Below are 16,036 nucleotides of genomic sequence, written 5' to 3'. Positions count from 1 at the left end.
CGCGCGATGTGGATCTCGGTGACCCTGCAGGCCGAGGCCGACAAGGCCGAGGCGCTCTCCGACGCACTGATGGAGGCCGGCGCGCTCTCTGTCTCGATCGAGGACGCCGACGCCGGCACCGAGGCGGAGCGCCCGCAGTTCGGCGAGCCCGGCCACCTGCCCACCGCGCTGTGGGACCACAGCCGGGTGATCGCGCTGTTCGACGGTGCGGCCGATCCGGCCGAGCTCGGCGCGATGCTCGCCGAAGCCGCTCGCGCGGCGGGTTTCGACGCCGTCCCCCCGTTCTCCACCGAGACGGTAGCCGAGCAGAACTGGGTGCAGCTCACCCAGAGCCAGTTCGATCCCATCCGCATCACCGACCGGCTGTGGATCGTGCCGTCCTGGCACGAGGCGCCCGACGCCGACGCGATCAACATCGAGCTCGACCCCGGCATGGCCTTCGGCACCGGCTCCCACCCCACCACCCGGCTCTGCCTGGAGTGGCTGTGCGAGGTGGTCACGCCCGGCTGCAGCGTGCTCGACTACGGCTGCGGCTCGGGCATCCTCGGCATCGCCGCGGCCAAGCTCGGCGCCGGCGCGGTGCTCGGCATCGACATCGACGAGAAGGCGGTCGAGGCCGCGCGCGACAACGCCGCGCGCAACCACGCGGCCGTGCGCCTGCAGCACTCTGCCGTGCCGGTCGGCGACACCTTCGATCTGGTCGTCGCCAACATCCTCACCAACCCGCTGTGCGTGCTCGCCCCGGCGATTTCGGCGCGGGTCGCTCCGGGCGGCCGGGTGGCGCTGTCGGGCGTGCTCGAGACCCAGGCCGCGCAGGTCGTGGAGGCCTGGGCACCGCACATCGCACTGCACGTGGGCGCGGCGCACGAAGGCTGGATCCGCCTCGAGGGACGGCGCCCCGGGCCATGATGATCACCCGCTGCCCCGCCTGCCAGACGGTGTTCCGGCTGCGCCCGGAGCAGCTTCACGCACGGGGCGGCGAGGTCCGCTGCGGGCATTGCTTCCACCCCTTCAACGCGCTCGAGCACACGGTCGAGGTTCGCGACGACGGCGCCGCGACCACAGCGGCGCCCCCACCCCCCGCGGCGAGACCGGTGTATGAAGCACGCCCCGATCCGCTGCTCGACTTCGACATCCCCGAGGTTGCCCCCTCGCCGCCGATCCGGGCGCCGCTGCCCGAGCCGGGTCTCGACGACTACGAGGACTGGCTCGCGCCCGCGCACAAGCCCGCGCTGCGCGGCACCGCGATGGACGACGGGCAGACCGGCACGGCCCCCGCCTTCGACGAGGGCGCCGCAGCGGCCCAGCCCTTTCCGGAAGTCTTGCGCAGCGCCCGGCGAGGCCTGCCGATCGACGAGGACGAGGGCGGAACGCCTGCTCGCGGCAGGGACCTCGCCGCGCCCGGGCCCTTCGCACCGACGATCTCCTACACGCCACCGCCGCCCTTCGACGACGATCCGGCCACCGCAATCCCCGGGCTCTCCACCCCCGTGCGCGAATCCGCGCGGGCCGCACCGGAACCCGCCTCCATCCCTGCGCACGAGGATGAGCGACCCGCCTCGCCTCACGAGCCCGACCTCGCCCGCCTCGACGCCAACTACGGACGCCCGCGCAAGGAAACCCACCCGCTCGTGCGCGCGCTCATGGTGCTGCTCGCGGCCAGCTTGTCCGCGCTGCTCGCGGCGCAGGCCACCTATCTGTATCGCATGGAGCTGGCGCGCGCCCTCCCCGGCCTGCGCCCCGTCCTGAGCGAGGCCTGCGCGCGCTTCGGCTGCGGCGTGCCCTATCCGCGCGATGCGGAACACATCGCGATCGAGGCTTCCGACCTGCAGGCCGAACCCGGGCGGCCCGGCTACTACCTGCTGCAAGCCACGCTCAACAACCGCGCGGACTATCCGCAGCAGTGGCCGCATCTGGAACTCACCCTCACCGACGCCGGCGACAACCCGATCTCGCGCCGCGTGCTGCCATCCACCGACTGGCTGCCACCGAGCCAGCCGCACGAAGCCTTCATGGCACGCAGCGCGATCGAGTTGCGCATTCCCTTCGCCGCACCGGCGCTGGCACCGACGGGATACCGGATCTATGCATTCTATCCGTGAGGAGTGAGGCGTAAGGCATCAGGGGTGAGGAGCGGGAGCGAGCGCGCTCGACCCCGCATGCGCCGGGCTCGCGCCCGGCATCCTTCTCAGCGCGAGACGCGGGTGGTGCCGGCGTCGCGCAGCACGCGGACGCGCTCACCGGGGCGGAAGCCTTCGCCCTCGTCGGCCTGCACCACGGCGAGAAACTGGTCATTGTCCAGACGCACGGTGACTTCCACGCCCGCTTGCCGGGTCGCGCCTTCCTCCACCGCAGAGCCGGCAAGCCCGCCGGCCACCGCGCCGATGACGGTGGCCACGGCCTGGCCACGTCCGCCGCCGACCGTGTTGCCGGCGATACCGCCGATGGCCGCGCCCGCGACCGAGCCGATCGGCGTCTTCGTTCCCTCGAGCTGCACCGCGCGTACCGCCTCGATGGTGCCGAACTGCACCGTCATCGCGCGCCGCGCCTCGGTGCGCGCATACGTGCCACCCCCAAGTCCCTGGGCACAGCCGCCCACCGCCAGCGCCGCGATCATCGCGCCGGCCAGGGCGCGCCACTTCATCCCGCTTCGATTCACCATAGATCCTCTCCGAAAGCCTCGCGATAACGCGCCCCGACGTCTGCACGCGAAGGCGCGTAGTTCTGTCCGCCACGCTGGGCGATCTTGAGCGCGCCCATGACCGCGGCCAGGCGCGCGCTCCTGCGCAGGTCCCAGCCCGCGGCGATACCGTGCAGCAGGCCGGCACGGTAGGCGTCGCCGCAACCGGTCGGGTCGACGATCGCGTCCGCCCTCACCGCCGGCACCTCGAACACCTCGCCGCGCCAATGCACGCGCGAACCTTCCGCTCCCAAGGTCACCACCAGCGCCTCCACCTCGCGGGCGAGCTCCGCTTCGCTGCGCCCGGTCTTCTCGCACATCAACCGGGCCTCGTAGTCATTGACCGTACAGTAGCGCGCCTGTTGCAGGCATTTCAGTAACGCTTCGCTACCAAGGATGGGCAGGGCCTGGCCCGGGTCGAACACGAAGGGCACCCCGGCCGCGGCGAAGCCGTCGGCGTGGCGCAGCATGCCGTCGGCGCCGTCGGGCGAGACGATGCCCAGTGTCGCATCGGTCGCGGTGCGCACGTCGTTCAGGTGCGAGTGGAACATCGCCCCCGGATGGAAGGCGGTGATCTGGTTGTCGTCGAGGTCGGTGGTGATGAAGGCCTGCGCGGTGAAGGTGCCCGGCACCTCGCGCACGAAGTCCTCGCGCAGCCCGAGCGCGCGCAGGCGCGCACGGTAGGGACCTGCGTCCTCGCCCACGGTGGCGACGATCAGCGGATCGCTGCCGAGCAGCTTGAGCCCGTAGGCGATGTTGCCGGCACAGCCGCCGAACTCCCGGCGCAGGTCGGGCACCAGGAAGGAGACGTTGAGGATATGGATCTGCTCGGGGAGGATGTGATTCCGGAAGCGGTCGTGGAAGACCATGATCGAGTCGTAGGCGACCGATCCGCAGACGAGGATGGACATGGAAGGCAGGCAGGCGGAGGGTGGGCGAAAGCCGGATTATACGCGGCCCCTCCGCCTTCCCCTGCCGCCGCCGGAGCCGCGGCCAGGTCTTCAGTCCTGACCGGCGAGCGCCTCGCGCAGCTTCGCCGCCATCGCCTCGAGCGCCTCGCGCGGCGGGTTCTTCACCGGCCAGGCCAGCGCCATGCCGTCGCCTTCCCAGCGCGGCAGCACGTGGAGATGGAAGTGGAACACGGTCTGCGCCCCCGCCTTCTCGTTGGCCTGGAGCAGCGTCACTCCCTCGCAGCCGGTCACCTTCTTCGCCACGCGGGCGACCCGCGCCGCAGTGCGGAAGGCCGCGCCGGCGAGGGTGTCGTCGAGCGCGTAGATGTTCGCGCGGTGCGGCTTGACCAGCACCAGCATGTGGCCGGGATTGACCGACTGGATGTCCATGATGGCGAGCGTGTCGGCGTCCTCATACACCTTGGACGACGGCAGTTCGCCGCGCGCGATGCGGCAGAACACGCAGTCGGGGTCGTGGTCGGGCGGGGTCGTGCACTGCATGCGAAGTTCTCCTGGGGCCGGATGTGCGTCATCGCATCGTAACCAGCACGTCACCGCGTCGCAACGACGGGTTTCGAGAATGGTCCGCACCCAACAGGACGGACACAGGCCATGCTCCAGCACCTCCAGCCCCGCCAGCAAACCGCCGCGCGCAAGACGCGCAACCTGCACGTCGGCCTCGCCAGCAGCGAGACCGAGATCCTCGAGGCGCAGAAGCTGCGCTACCGGGTCTTCGCCGAGGAGATGGGGGCCCGCCTGCCCACACGCAGTCCGGGCGTCGACCGCGACCTCTACGATCCCTTCTGCGAGCACCTGATCGTGCGCGACGAGGATGCCGGCCGCATCGTCGGCACCTATCGCATCCTGTCGCCCTCCGCCGCACGCCGGGTGGGCGGCTACTACTCCGAGAACGAATTCGACCTCACCCGCCTGCAGCACCTGCGCGGCCAGCTGGTGGAGATCGGGCGCTCTTGCATCGACGCCGACTACCGCAGCGGCGCGGTGATCGCGCTGCTGTGGTCGGGGCTCGCGCGCTACATGCAGGAGAACGGCTACGAATACCTGATCGGCTGCGCCTCGGTAAGCATGGCCGACGGCGGGCACGCCGCGGCCAGCCTGTATAATCGTCTGCGCGAAAAACACCTCGCCCCGCTCGAGTACCACGTCTTTCCGCGCTGCCCGCTGCCGCTCTCGAGCCTGCGCGGCGACCTCGACGCCGAGGCGCCACCGCTGATCAAGGGCTACCTGCGCGCGGGAGCCTGGGTCTGCGGCGAGCCGGCATGGGACCCCGACTTCAACACCGCGGATCTGCCCATCCTGATGCCGATCGGCCGCGTGGATGGGCGCTACGCCCGCCACTTCATGGGACGCAAGGACTGAACGCCCCCCGCCACCCCGACCTCGTGCAGGATCGCGCCATGCATGCCGGTGCCGGCACCGCGCCACCAGCCTCCGCGTCCGGAGCAGCCACCCGCGCGGCCGCGGCGAGCGAGGCGCGCGCTGGTGGGCTGCTGCGCGCGACGCGCTGGACCCGGCTCGCCCTGCACCTACTGCAGGGGGTGCTGACGATCGCGACGATCTATCCGCTCACCGGTCGCGACACTCGCGAGGCCCTGCGCCAGCGCTGGTCTCAGGGGCTGCTGCGGGTGCTCGGGATGCGCCTCGAGCACCGCGGCGAGGCAATCGCACCCGGTTGCATGCTGGTTGCCAACCACGTCTCCTGGGTGGACATCTTCGCGATCAACGCGCTCGCCCCCGCCGCCTTCGTCTCCAAGTCCGAGGTACGCGCCTGGCCGGTGATCGGCTGGCTGGCGGCGAAGAACGACACCATCTTCCTGCGTCGCGGCAGCCGTGGCCACGCCCGCATCATCAACGAGGAAACCGCCGCGCTGCTCGACGCCGGGTGCAACGTCGCCATCTTCCCCGAGGGCACGACCACCGACGGCGCGACCCTGCTGCACTTCCACGCCGCGCTGCTGCAGCCGGCGATCGCCTGCGGCCATCCGGTGCAGCCCCTCGCGCTGCAATACCGCACGCCGGACGACCGCTTCAGCCGCGCGCCCGCCTACGATGGCGAGCTCAGCCTGGGCGAGTGCATCGCCAACATCATCGCCGCGCCGCGCACGATCGCGCGCATCACGGTGGCGGCGCCGATCGCCACCGCCGACGGAGCGGACCGGCGCACGCTGGCTGCACGCACGCGCGGCGAGATCGCCACCGCCATCGGCATCGCGCTCGACGCGCAGACCTGAGACCACCGCCGCAGGCTCAGCCCGGGACCTGGAACACCGCGTCGTCCTCGATGCGCAGCGCGGTCAGCTTGCCGCCCCACACGCAGCCCGAATCGAGCGCGATCAGCCCCGGCTCGCGGTAGAAGCCGAGCGCCGACCAGTGCCCGCAGACGATCGTATGGGTACGGCTGAAACGGTCGGGCACGCGGAACCACGGCAGCATGCCCGACGGCGCCTTGTGCGGCGCGCCCTTGGCACTCAGGTCCATGCGCCCCTGCGCGGTACAGAAGCGCAGCCGCGTCATGGCATTGACGATCACGCGCAGACGGTCCCAGCCCTTGAGCCCGTCCGACCAGCGATCCGGGCGGTTGCCCGCGAGGTGGAGCAGGAACTCGCGCGACTTCGGCCCGGCCAGCACCGCACCCACCTCGGCGGCGAGCGCCTGCGCGCGCGTCACCGTCCACCCGGGCAAGAGGCCGGCATGCACCAGCACGTGGTCGCCATGGACCCGCATCAGGGGCTGGAAGCTCAGCCACTCCAGCAACTCGTCGCGGTCGTCCGCCTCGAGCACCTGGAACAGCGTGTCGTCGCTGTCCCGCCGCTTGTAGCCGGCGGCGACCATCAGCAGGTAGAGGTCGTGGTTGCCGAGCACGATGCTCGCAGCATCGCCCAGCCCGCGCAGGAAACGCAGCACACGCAGGGATTCGGGTCCCCGATTGACGAGGTCGCCGACGATCCACAGCCGGTCGACCGCGGGATCGAAGGCGATGCGGTCGAGCATGCGGTCCAGCGGGGCGTAGCAGCCCTGGATGTCGCCGATTGCGTAGTTGGCCATCGATTCCTGCCGCTGCCGGCCGGCGGGCCGCAGCGCATGGAAGGTTGTAGATCGGGGGCGGCCGTCGCGCCGGGCCGCCCCGGGCGGATCAGACCCGGTAGTACTCCCGGTACCAGGCGATGAAGCGGCCGACGCCCTCGCGCACGCTGGTCGCCGGGGCGAAGCCGGTCCAGGCGTTCAGCGCGGCGGTGTCGGCGTAGGTGGCCGGGACGTCGCCGTCCTGCAGCGGCAGGAAGTTCTTCTGCGCGGTGGTGCCGAGCGCATCCTCGATCGCGGCGACGAACTCCATCAGTTCGACCGGGTCATGGTTGCCGATATTGAACACACGGTAGGGTGCGCTGCCGGTGCCCGGGTTCGGCTGCATCGGATCGAAGGCGGGATCGGGTTCGGCGATGCGGTCAAGGGTGCGGATCACCCCCTCGACGATGTCGTCGACATAGGTGAAGTCGCGCCGCATGCGGCCGTGGTTGAAGACATCGATCGGACGCCCTTCCAGGATCGCCTTGGTGAACAGGAACAGCGCCATGTCCGGGCGGCCCCAGGGGCCATACACGGTGAAGAAGCGCAGCCCGGTGGTGGGCAGGCCGTAGAGGTGGCTATAGGTGTGCGCCATCAGCTCGTTGGCCTTCTTGGTCGCCGCGTAGATGCTCACCGGGTGGTCGACGCTGTCGCTCTCCGAGAACGGCATCTTCGTGTTGCCGCCATACACGCTGGAGCTCGACGCATAGACCAGGTGCTGCACCTTCGCGTGGCGGCAGCCCTCGAGGATGTTCATGAACCCGACCAGGTTGCTGTCGACATAGGCGTGCGGGTTCTGCAGCGAATAGCGCACCCCGGCCTGGGCGGCGAGGTGGATGACGCGGTCGAACTTCTCGGCGGTGAACAAGGCCTCCATGCCGGCGCGGTCGGCCACGTCCATCTTCACGAAGCGGAAGCCCGCGTGCGGCTGCAGCCGGGCAAGGCGCGCCTCCTTGAGGGTGGGGTCGTAGTAGTCGTTCAGGTTGTCGAGGCCGACCACCTCGTCGCCGCGCGCGAGCAGGCGCAGCGTGGTGTGCATGCCGATAAAACCGGCAGCGCCGGTGACGAGGATCTTCATGGAGGAAATTGGCTGGGCGATGGATTGGACAAATTATCGCATGCCCACGCCAGCGCACAGTGTGAACGGTTTCCTTCATCGCGCGCAGGACCGCGGCCGGCGTCCTTGCTTATACTGCGGCGGTCGTCCTGCCCTTCCACCCGATGCTGACCCGCCTGCCCTACACCTTGCTGTGGATCCTCGCCCTGCCCCTGGTGCTGCTGCGCCTGGCCTGGCGGGCGCGCCACCAGCCCGCCTATCTGCGCCACGTCGGCGAGCGCTTCGGGCGCTACCGGACGCGCGCGCCGGTGGGGGTGATCTGGGTGCACGCGGTCTCCGTGGGCGAGACCCGCGCCGCCGAACCGCTGGTGCGCGCCCTGCTCGCCGAATGGCCGGAGCACTCGGTGCTGCTCACCCACATGACGCCGACCGGTCGCGACACCTCGAAAACCCTCTTCCGCGACGAGCCGCGTGTGCTGCGCGCCTACCTGCCCTACGACCTCGGCTGCTTCGCCCACGCCTTCCTGCGCCACTTCCGCCCGCTGTTCGGAGTGGTGATGGAGACCGAGCTGTGGCCCAACCTCCTCGCCGCCTGCCGACGCCGCCGCATTCCGGTGATGCTCGCCAACGCCCGTCTGTCGGAGCGCTCGGCGCGTCGCTACGCCCGCCTGCCCGCGCTTACCGCGCTCACCCTGAAGGCACTCGCGGCGATCGGCGCGCAGACCGCCGCCGACGCCGCCCGCCTCGCCCAACTCGGCGCGCGCCGAGTCACGGTCACCGGCAACCTCAAGTTCGACATCGCCCCGCCGGCGCCGCTGCTGGCGCTCGGCCGCAGCCTGCGCGAACGCATCGGCGCGCGCCCGGTGCTGCTCGCCGCGAGCACCCGCGAGGGAGAGGAGGCCCTGCTGCTCGACGCCTTCGCCCGCCTGGCGCCGCCCGCGGCCTTGCTGCTGCTGGTGCCGCGCCACCCGCAGCGCTTCGACGAGGTCGCCGCGCTCGCCCGCGCGCGCGGCCTCGCGCTGCAGCGGCGCAGCGCGGACGACGCGGTGCGTGCGGACACGCGCGTGCTGCTCGGCGACTCGATGGGCGAGATGTTCGCCTACTACGCCGCCGCCGACGTCGCCCTGATCGGCGGCAGCTGGCTGGCCTTCGGCGGGCAGAACCTGATCGAGGCCTGCGCGGTCGGCACCGCGGTGGTGATCGGCCCGCACACCTTCAATTTCCAGGCGGTGGCCGAGGACGCCGAGCGCGCCGGTGCCGCGGTGCGCGCGCGGGATGCGGAGGCCGGCATGCGCGAGGCGCTGGCGCTGGTCGCCGACCCGGCGCGGCGCGCGCAGATCGCCGCCGCGGGGCGCGCCTTCGCGACCACGCACCAAGGCGCGACCGCGCGCAGCGTTGCGCTGCTCACGGCGCTGGCTGCGAGGAGTGAGGCGTGAGCCGTGCCGGGACGTTCAGGGCGCGAGCAGTGCGTTGATCGCGCGCACGTCGTCCTCGCCCAGGGTGCCGGCGGCGGCCTTCAGGCGCAACTGCGCGAGCAGGGTGTCGTAGCGCGCACGAGCGAGCTTCTGCAAGGTGTCGGCGAGCTGGGTCTGGGCGTTCAACACGTCGATGTTGATGCGCACGCCGACCTCGTAGCCGAGCTTGTTGGCGTCGAGCGCCGAGGTGGACGAGACGCGCGCGGCCTCGAGCGCCTTCACCTGCGCCATGCCGCTGGTCACGCCCAGCCAGGACTGGCGTGCGGCGAGCGCGGCGCTGCGGCGGGCGTCCTCGAGATCGGCGTCGGCCTTCATGCGCAGCGCAGCGGCCTCGCGCGACACCGAGGACACCCGGCCGCCCGCAAACAAGGGCACGTTGAGCTGCAGGCCGACACTGCTCACTTCATTGCGTCCGGCCGAGAGTTGCAGGTCGTTGTTGACACCGTGCCGGGCGACGACATCGACCGTAGGCAGATGGCCAGCGCGGGCGCGTTCGACTTCGCGCACGGCGATCTCGCGCACCAGCTGCTGGGCCTGCACGCCGAAGCCGCCGGATTCGGCCGCGGCCACCCAGTCGACGATGTTCTCGGGTTGCGGGCGCTGCAGCGCGACGCCTTCGCGCAGGCCGGCCAGCGCCTCGGGTTGTTTGCCGATGATCTGCGCCAAGGTCTGGCGCGCGACCTCGAGCAGGTTCTGCGCCGCGATCTCCTGCGCCGAGGCGAGGTCGAAGCGCGACTGCGCCTCATGCACGTCGGTGATCGTCACCGTGCCGACCTCGAAGCTGGTCTTCGCCAGCTCGAGCTGCTCGCCGGCCGCGGTGCGCAGCTGCGTCACCGCGGCGAGCGCGTCCTGGGCGTTGAGCACGTTGAAGTAGGCCTCGGCGACGCGCAGCACGAGATCCTGGCGTGCAATGCCGAACTGGGTCTCGGCGAGCGCAGTCTGCAGCTCACCCTGCTTGAACTGCACCCAGTTCTGCCAGCGGAACAGCGGCTGGGTAAGCTGCACGCCGTAGCCGTTGCTGTTGTAGCTGCCTTCACGGGGCGAGGCCCCGACCGGCTTGAGCTTGGCGTCGTTCCGGGTGGTGTTGGCGTCCATGCCCACCTGCGGCAGCAGCCCGGCGCGGCCCTGCACCACCTTCTCCTGCCCGGCCTCGAGCTGGGCGCGCGCGGCGGAGAACTTGGCGTCGTTGGCGAGCGCGTCCTGGTACACCTGCATCAGGTCGGCCGCCGCGGCGCCCCCCGCAAACAGGCCCGCCACCAGAACTGCCAGGACTCGCTTCATCGTGCTCTCCGCTGCTGCTGCGCCGCGCTCAATACTGCGGCATGTTGCGATCGACCTCGTTCGCCCAGCCGGCGACGCCGCCGGACAGGTTGGCCACGTTGGAGAAGCCCTGGCGCTCGAGGAACATCGCGACCTGCCAGCTGCGTCCGCCGTGATGGCAGATGACCACCGTCTCGCGGTCGCGTTCCAGCTCCGCGTAACGCGCCGGGACGCTGCCCATCGGCATCGTCACCGAGCCGGGGATCTGGCAGATCTGCACCTCCCACGGCTCGCGCACGTCGAGCAGCAGGGGTGCAGGCCGTCGCGCGTCTTGCAGGCGCTCGGCGAGCATGGTCGGCGTGATCTGCAGCATCGTCGCCTCAGAAGCTGAAGGCTTCGCGCTGGGGCGCGTTCTTGAGCATGGGCACCACGGTCTCGAACACGTCCTCGGTACGGAAGCGGCCTTCGCCCTCACAGGTGATCAGGCGCGCCTTCATGACCGGCGCCTCGCCGACGAAGGCGAACAGGCGACCACCCACCTTGAGCTGCTCGAGCAGCGACTGCGGCACGAAGGGCAGCCCGCCGGAAACGACGATCACGTCGTAGGGCGCGCGGCCAGACCATCCCTGCACACCGTCGCCGTCGACCACGACCACGTTGTGCACGCCGTTGCGCTCGAGGTTGGCGCTCGCCAGCTTCACCAGCTCGGGCTCGATCTCCATGGTGCGCACCCACTCGGCACGCGCCGCCAGCAGCGCGGCGAACCAGCCCGAGCCGGCGCCGATCTCGAGCACGGTGTCGGACTTGGTGACACGCAGCGCCTGCAGGATCTTGCCTTCGATCACCGGCTTGAGCATGACCTGGCCACAGCCGATCGGGATCTCGACGTCGGCGAAGGCCAGCTCGCGATGCGCGGCGGGAACGAATTCCTCGCGCTTGACCGTCATCAGGAGGTCGAGCACGTCCTGATCCAGCACCTCCCAGGGGCGGATCTGCTGCTCGACCATGTTGAAGCGCGCTTTCTCGAAGTTCATCAGGGGCTCCCGGCGAAATATTAGCACACGCTAATGGATAGCGTTATCCATGAAGGCAAAACCTCGTCATTCTAGCGCAGTTGCTGCGCTGCGATCCGCCGCCGCGCGCTCCTCGTCCGCCGGCTTGACACGGTACCAGGCGGCATAGAGCGCGGGCAGGAAGAGGATGGTGAGCACCGTGGCGACGGTCAGCCCGCCCATGATCGCCACCGCCATCGGCCCGAAGAAGGTGCTGCGCGACAAGGGCACCATGGCCAGGATGGCCGCCGCGGCGGTGAGCATGATCGGGCGGAAGCGCCGCACCGCGGACTCGACGATGGCCTCCCACTGCATGCGCCCGGCCTCGACGTCCTGGCGGATCTGGTCCACCAGGATCACCGAGTTGCGCATGATCATGCCCGACAGCGCGATCGTGCCGAGCAGGGCGACGAAGCCGAAGGGCTTGCCGAAGGCGAGCAGGAAGGCGGCGACACCGATCAGGCCGAGCGGTGCGGTGAGCACGACGATGATGGTGCGCGAGAAGCTCTTCAGCTGCAGCATCAGCACAGTGAGCACGGTGAGCACGAAGATCGGCATGCCGGCGCCCACCGAGCCGCTGCCCTTGGCGCTCTCCTCGACCGCGCCGCCGACCTCGAGCCGGTAGCCGAGCGGCAGCTGCGCGGAGAGCTCGGCCATGCGCGGCGCGAGCTGGCCCACCACCACCGCGGGCTGGGTGCCGTCGTAGAGCGAGGCGCGCACGGTCACGGTGGGGATGCGGTTGCGCCGCCAGATCACCCCCGGCTCGAAGTCGTGCTCGAGGCGCGCCACCTGCGCCAAGGGCACGCTGCGCCCGCCGCCCACCGGCAGGGCGAGGTCGGGCAGCTGCGACAGGTGCGCGCGCTCGCTCTCCGCACCGCGCAGCACCAGCGCGATGGTCTTGTTGCCCTCGCGGAACTGGGTTGCGGTCATGCCCTGCAGCGAGGTGGCGAGCAGACTGGAGAGGTCCTGGGTGGAGACGCCGAGCAGGCGCGCCTTGTCCTGGTCGATCGCCACCCGCACCACCTTGGACGGCTCCACCCAGTCCATATGCACATTGGAAAGGTGCGGATTGGCGCGCATCGCCTCGGCCACCGCCTGCGCACGCCGGTGCAGCTCGGCCAGATCCGGCCCGCTCACCCGGTACTGCACCGGAAAGCCCACCGGCGGCCCGTTCTCCAGCCGGACGACGATGCCGCGCAGCGGCCAGGGCTCGTCCTCGAAGAGGTGGATCAGTTTCGCGCGCAGCGCCTCGCGCTCGGCCAGGCCGGCGGTGAGGATCACGAGCTGGGCGAAGTTGGTCTGCGCGAGTTGCTGGTCGAGCGGCAGGTAGAAGCGCGGGCTGCCGGTGCCCACCCAGGCCACGTAGTTCTCGATGCCCTCCTGCCTGTCGAGGAAGGCCTCCAGCCGCTTCACCGCGACCTCGGTGGCGTGGTGCGACGCACCCTCGGCCAGGCGCAGGTCGACCAGCAGCTCGGGCCGCGTCGAGTCGGGGAAGAACTGCTGCGGCACGAAGCGGGCGAACACGAACAGCGCGCCGACGAAGATCGCCACGGTGAGCAGGATCACCCCCCAGCGCCAGCGCACGCAGGCGTTCACCAGCGCCCGCAGCCGGTTGTAGAAGGGCGTGTGGTAGATCGCGAACTCGTCGTGCTGCTCGTGGGCATGGAGGTCGCGCTCCGCCATCCGCCGCCCCAGCGCCGGCCAGACCCTTCCGACCACGCGCGCCAGCCGCGAGGGCTGCCCGGCGCGCTTGCTGAAGTCGGGCAGCAGGTAGTAGCCCAGATAGGGCACGAAGAGCACCGCGGCGATCCACGACACCAGCAGCGCGGTCACCGTGACCTGGAAGATCGAGCGCGTGAACTCGCCCACCGAGGACGCCGCCAGCGCCACCGGCAGGAAACCCGCTGCCGTCACCAGCGTGCCCGAGAGCATCGGCATCGCGGTCGAGGTCCACGCGTAGCTCGCCGCCCGCACCCGGCCCCAGCCCTGCTCCATCTTGCTCGCCATCATCTCGACGGCGATGATCGCGTCGTCCACCAACAAGCCGAGCGCGATGATCAACGCCCCGAGCGAGATCTTGTGCAGGCCGATGTCGAACAGGTGCATGAACATGAAGGTGATCGCCAGCACCACCGGGATGATCACCAACACCACCACGCCGGTGCGGAAGCCGAGCGACAGCAGGCTCACCGCCATCACGATGAGCACCGCCTCGGCGAGCACCTTGACGAACTCGTCGACCGCCCGCGTGACCGCACGCGGCTGGTCGGCCACGCGCTCGAGGCGGATGCCGACGGGCAACTGCGCGACGATCTTCTCCACCGCCGCGTCGAGCTGGCGGCCAAGCGCGACGATGTCGCCGCCGCTGCGCATCGACACACCGATGCCGAGCGCCTCCTGCCCCATGAAGCGCAGGCGCTCGGCCGGCGGGTCGGCGTAGCCGCGGCGCACCTCGGCGATGTCGCCCAGGCGCAGGCTGCGCCCGCCGGCGCGGATCACGGTGGCGCGAATCGCGTCGAGGTCCTCGAACTGCCCCGACGGCCGCAGCCAGATGCGCTCATCCCCGGTCTCGAAGAAGCCGGCGCCGGTCTCCGCGTTCTGCCGGGCGAGCGCGCCGACGATGTCGTCCAGGCGCACGCCCAGGGTGGCGAGGCGCGTGTTGGAGATCTCCACGAAGACGCGCTGCGGCTGCTCGGCGAAGAAGCTCACCTTGGCGACGTCCTTCACGCGCAGCAGCTCGCCGCGGATCGCCTCGGCGTGGCGCTCGAGCTCGGCGTGGCTCACGCCCTCGCCGAGCAGGGCGAAGACATTCCCGTAAGTGTCGCCGAACTCGTCGTTGAAATACGGTCCGCGCACGCCGGTCGGGAAGGTGTGGGCGATGTCGCCGATCTTCTTGCGCGCCTGGTACCAGATGTCGGGGATGTCGCGCGCGCGCGTGGAGTCCTTCGCCACGAAGAAGACCATCGCCTCGCCCGGCTTGGAGTAGCTGCGGATGATGTCGGCCTGGGCGATCTCCTGCAGCTTCTTCTCGATCTTGTCGGTGACCTGCTGTTCGACCTCGCGCGCACTCGCCCCCGGCCACTCGGCGCGCACCACCATGACCTTGAAGGTGAAGGGCGGATCCTCGGACTGGCCGAGCCGGGTGTAGGCGAACATCCCGCTCAGCGTGCACACGATCAGGAAGTACAGCACCAGGGAGCGGTGGGTCAGCCCCCATTCGGACAGGTTGAAGCGCCCGCTGCCGATCGGCCCCTCGCCCTTCATGCTCATCGCCGCACGTCCAGCAGCACCGGCGCGCCTTCCTCGACGGCACGCACGCGCATGCCCTCGATCAGCTTGTACACCCCGGCCACCACGACACGGGCCTGCGCCGGCAGGCCGGCGCGCACCACGACGCCGTCCTCGCGCCAGGCGCCGAGCTCGACCGCGAGCGGCCGCACGGCGTCGTCCTCGCCCACCACCCACACCGTGCCGGCATCGGCCTGGCCGGGTTGTCGCGTCACCGCGGGCAGCGGCAGCAGCACGCCGCCGGCCTCGCCATCCGCCGCGGCGAAGGCCACGCTCGCGCTGGCGCCGAGCGCGAGCGTGGCGTCGGCCCCCGGCACCGCAACCCGCACCGCGTGGGTGCGGGTGGCGGCGTCGGCCGCCGGCGCGACCTCGCGCACGCGGCCGGCGTATGCGCGCTCGGGTGCCGCCCATGGGCGCACCTGCGCGGCGCTGCCCGGCGCGATGCGCCCGGTGCGCCCCTCGGGCACGTGGATCAGCACCTCGCGCTCGTCGGGGCGGGCGAGGCGCAGCACCGCCTGGCCCGCCCCGACCACCTGTCCCGGCTCGGCGAGCACCGCGGTGACCACGCCGGCGGCGGGCGCCTCGAGGCGGGCGTAGCCGGCCTGGTTGGCGGCGACCTCGGCCTGCGCGCGCGCCTGGCGAAGGCGCGCCTCGGCGGCCTGCAGCGCGGTGCGACGGGCGTCGAGAAGCGAGGACGAGACGAAGTTGCGCGCCTGCAGCTCGCGTGCGCGGGCGAATTCCGTGCGCGCAAGCGCGAGGTCGGACTCGGCGGCCGCGGCCGCGGCCTGCGCCGAAGCCAGCGCCAGGCGCACGTCCTGCGCGTCGAGCAGCGCCAGTGGCGTGCCGGCGGCAACCTCGGCGCCGACATCGACGAGGCGCTCGACCAGCTTGCCGCCGATGCGAAATCCCAGGTCGGACTCGACGCGCGCCCTCACCTCGCCGGCATAGACCTGCACGGACGGGGGTGCATTGGCGGCAGCGAAGCTGCGAACGAGGACCGCGGGCGGCGGCGGGGTATGGGGTGCGGGCGCGGAACAGGCGGCCAGCACGAACAGGCCGGCCAGCAGCGTCGGGAGGGTGCGGAAACGCATGGAAATCTCGTGGCGATCGGGAGCGCCCCTGCCGACAACCCGCGGACGCGAGGCGAGGCCGCTAGTGTAGCGCCTCGCCCGTGTGGCCATGATCGCCGA

Annotated in this window: 15 protein-coding genes; 5 read left to right on the top strand and 10 right to left on the bottom strand. The window is 71.0% G+C overall.

Going from position 1 to position 16,036, the window contains the following annotated elements; all coding sequences use genetic code 11:
• Positions 1-6: 6 nt before the first annotated feature.
• A complete protein-coding gene (gene prmA, locus PO78_RS08625; RefSeq protein WP_004304285.1) occupies positions 7-909 on the top strand; it encodes a 50S ribosomal protein L11 methyltransferase in 903 nt (300 codons plus the stop codon).
• Complete coding sequence (locus tag PO78_RS08620; RefSeq protein WP_043743214.1) at positions 906-2,102, top strand: DUF3426 domain-containing protein; 1,197 nt, start codon at positions 906-908, stop codon at positions 2,100-2,102. The genes prmA and PO78_RS08620 overlap by 4 nt, the downstream gene beginning before the upstream one ends.
• 86 nt (positions 2,103-2,188) lie before the next feature.
• On the opposite strand, the gene PO78_RS08615 is transcribed toward PO78_RS08620, so the two are convergent.
• The 3 genes from PO78_RS08615 to PO78_RS08605 form a co-directional block, all read right to left on the bottom strand.
• Positions 2,189-2,662, bottom strand: coding sequence for a glycine zipper 2TM domain-containing protein (locus tag PO78_RS08615; RefSeq protein ID WP_012585951.1), 474 nt, complete (start codon positions 2,660-2,662; stop codon positions 2,189-2,191).
• On the bottom strand, positions 2,656-3,591 hold the full coding sequence (locus PO78_RS08610; RefSeq protein ID WP_043743212.1) for a carbohydrate kinase family protein: 936 nt from the start codon (positions 3,589-3,591) through the stop codon (positions 2,656-2,658). The genes PO78_RS08615 and PO78_RS08610 overlap by 7 nt, the downstream gene beginning before the upstream one ends.
• 90 nt (positions 3,592-3,681) lie before the next feature.
• Positions 3,682-4,131 carry an HIT family protein gene (locus tag PO78_RS08605; RefSeq protein WP_043743209.1) on the bottom strand — a complete coding sequence of 150 codons (450 nt, stop codon included), beginning with the start codon at positions 4,129-4,131 and terminating at the stop codon, positions 3,682-3,684.
• A gap of 111 nt (positions 4,132-4,242) precedes the next feature.
• Here PO78_RS08605 and PO78_RS08600 point away from each other — a divergent pair, with 111 nt between their 5' ends.
• Together PO78_RS08600 and PO78_RS08595 are read left to right on the top strand one after the other, a co-directional pair.
• Positions 4,243-5,010, top strand: coding sequence for a GNAT family N-acetyltransferase (locus tag PO78_RS08600; RefSeq protein ID WP_004304275.1), 768 nt, complete (start codon positions 4,243-4,245; stop codon positions 5,008-5,010).
• Positions 5,011-5,048: 38 nt separating this feature from the next.
• A complete protein-coding gene (locus PO78_RS08595) occupies positions 5,049-5,882 on the top strand; it encodes a lysophospholipid acyltransferase family protein (protein WP_043743208.1) in 834 nt (277 codons plus the stop codon).
• Positions 5,883-5,898: 16 nt separating this feature from the next.
• On the opposite strand, the gene PO78_RS08590 is transcribed toward PO78_RS08595, so the two are convergent.
• Positions 5,899-6,696, bottom strand: coding sequence for a symmetrical bis(5'-nucleosyl)-tetraphosphatase (locus PO78_RS08590; protein ID WP_004304272.1), 798 nt, complete (start codon positions 6,694-6,696; stop codon positions 5,899-5,901).
• An 88-nt stretch (positions 6,697-6,784) separates the two neighbouring features.
• Positions 6,785-7,792 (bottom strand): NAD-dependent epimerase, encoded by a 1,008-nt coding sequence (locus tag PO78_RS08585; protein ID WP_043743205.1) that lies wholly within the window; start codon positions 7,790-7,792, stop codon positions 6,785-6,787.
• 143 nt (positions 7,793-7,935) lie between these two features.
• Here PO78_RS08585 and waaA point away from each other — a divergent pair, with 143 nt between their 5' ends.
• Complete coding sequence (gene waaA / locus PO78_RS08580; protein ID WP_043743203.1) at positions 7,936-9,207, top strand: lipid IV(A) 3-deoxy-D-manno-octulosonic acid transferase; 1,272 nt, start codon at positions 7,936-7,938, stop codon at positions 9,205-9,207.
• A 15-nt stretch (positions 9,208-9,222) separates the two neighbouring features.
• Here waaA and PO78_RS08575 read toward each other — a convergent pair whose 3' ends face one another.
• The 5 genes from PO78_RS08575 to PO78_RS08555 all read right to left on the bottom strand — a co-directional run bounded on the left by PO78_RS08575 (position 9,223) and on the right by PO78_RS08555 (position 15,937).
• On the bottom strand, positions 9,223-10,527 hold the full coding sequence (locus PO78_RS08575; protein ID WP_043743202.1) for a TolC family outer membrane protein: 1,305 nt from the start codon (positions 10,525-10,527) through the stop codon (positions 9,223-9,225).
• A 28-nt stretch (positions 10,528-10,555) separates the two neighbouring features.
• Positions 10,556-10,879, bottom strand: a complete 324-nt coding sequence (locus PO78_RS08570) for a rhodanese-like domain-containing protein (RefSeq protein ID WP_004325263.1) — start codon at positions 10,877-10,879, stop codon at positions 10,556-10,558.
• Positions 10,880-10,886: 7 nt separating this feature from the next.
• Positions 10,887-11,540 carry a protein-L-isoaspartate O-methyltransferase family protein gene (locus tag PO78_RS08565; protein ID WP_004325265.1) on the bottom strand — a complete coding sequence of 218 codons (654 nt, stop codon included), beginning with the start codon at positions 11,538-11,540 and terminating at the stop codon, positions 10,887-10,889.
• A gap of 66 nt (positions 11,541-11,606) precedes the next feature.
• Positions 11,607-14,828 (bottom strand): efflux RND transporter permease subunit, encoded by a 3,222-nt coding sequence (locus PO78_RS08560; protein WP_043743200.1) that lies wholly within the window; start codon positions 14,826-14,828, stop codon positions 11,607-11,609.
• Complete coding sequence (locus PO78_RS08555) at positions 14,825-15,937, bottom strand: efflux RND transporter periplasmic adaptor subunit (RefSeq protein ID WP_043743198.1); 1,113 nt, start codon at positions 15,935-15,937, stop codon at positions 14,825-14,827. Before PO78_RS08555 ends, PO78_RS08560 begins: the two co-directional genes overlap by 4 nt.
• Positions 15,938-16,036: the final 99 nt, after the last annotated feature.

The sequence above is a fragment of the Thauera sp. SWB20 genome, assembly GCF_000831325.1.
Taxonomy (GTDB): Bacteria; Pseudomonadota; Gammaproteobacteria; order Burkholderiales; family Rhodocyclaceae; genus Thauera; species Thauera aminoaromatica.
Note: the sequence above shows the minus strand (reverse complement) of the source record. Positions and strands in the feature narration are given on the sequence as shown.

Coding starts and splice junctions, on each gene's coding strand:
- prmA (WP_004304285.1), top strand. CDS start 7: ATGTGGATCTCGGTGACCCTGCAGGCCGAGGCCGACAAGGCCGAGGCG.
- PO78_RS08620 (WP_043743214.1), top strand. CDS start 906: ATGATGATCACCCGCTGCCCCGCCTGCCAGACGGTGTTCCGGCTGCGC.
- PO78_RS08615 (WP_012585951.1), bottom strand. CDS start 2,662: ATGGTGAATCGAAGCGGGATGAAGTGGCGCGCCCTGGCCGGCGCGATG.
- PO78_RS08610 (WP_043743212.1), bottom strand. CDS start 3,591: ATGTCCATCCTCGTCTGCGGATCGGTCGCCTACGACTCGATCATGGTC.
- PO78_RS08605 (WP_043743209.1), bottom strand. CDS start 4,131: ATGCAGTGCACGACCCCGCCCGACCACGACCCCGACTGCGTGTTCTGC.
- PO78_RS08600 (WP_004304275.1), top strand. CDS start 4,243: ATGCTCCAGCACCTCCAGCCCCGCCAGCAAACCGCCGCGCGCAAGACG.
- PO78_RS08595 (WP_043743208.1), top strand. CDS start 5,049: ATGCATGCCGGTGCCGGCACCGCGCCACCAGCCTCCGCGTCCGGAGCA.
- PO78_RS08590 (WP_004304272.1), bottom strand. CDS start 6,696: ATGGCCAACTACGCAATCGGCGACATCCAGGGCTGCTACGCCCCGCTG.
- PO78_RS08585 (WP_043743205.1), bottom strand. CDS start 7,792: ATGAAGATCCTCGTCACCGGCGCTGCCGGTTTTATCGGCATGCACACC.
- waaA (WP_043743203.1), top strand. CDS start 7,936: ATGCTGACCCGCCTGCCCTACACCTTGCTGTGGATCCTCGCCCTGCCC.
- PO78_RS08575 (WP_043743202.1), bottom strand. CDS start 10,527: ATGAAGCGAGTCCTGGCAGTTCTGGTGGCGGGCCTGTTTGCGGGGGGC.
- PO78_RS08570 (WP_004325263.1), bottom strand. CDS start 10,879: ATGCTGCAGATCACGCCGACCATGCTCGCCGAGCGCCTGCAAGACGCG.
- PO78_RS08565 (WP_004325265.1), bottom strand. CDS start 11,540: ATGAACTTCGAGAAAGCGCGCTTCAACATGGTCGAGCAGCAGATCCGC.
- PO78_RS08560 (WP_043743200.1), bottom strand. CDS start 14,828: ATGAGCATGAAGGGCGAGGGGCCGATCGGCAGCGGGCGCTTCAACCTG.
- PO78_RS08555 (WP_043743198.1), bottom strand. CDS start 15,937: ATGCGTTTCCGCACCCTCCCGACGCTGCTGGCCGGCCTGTTCGTGCTG.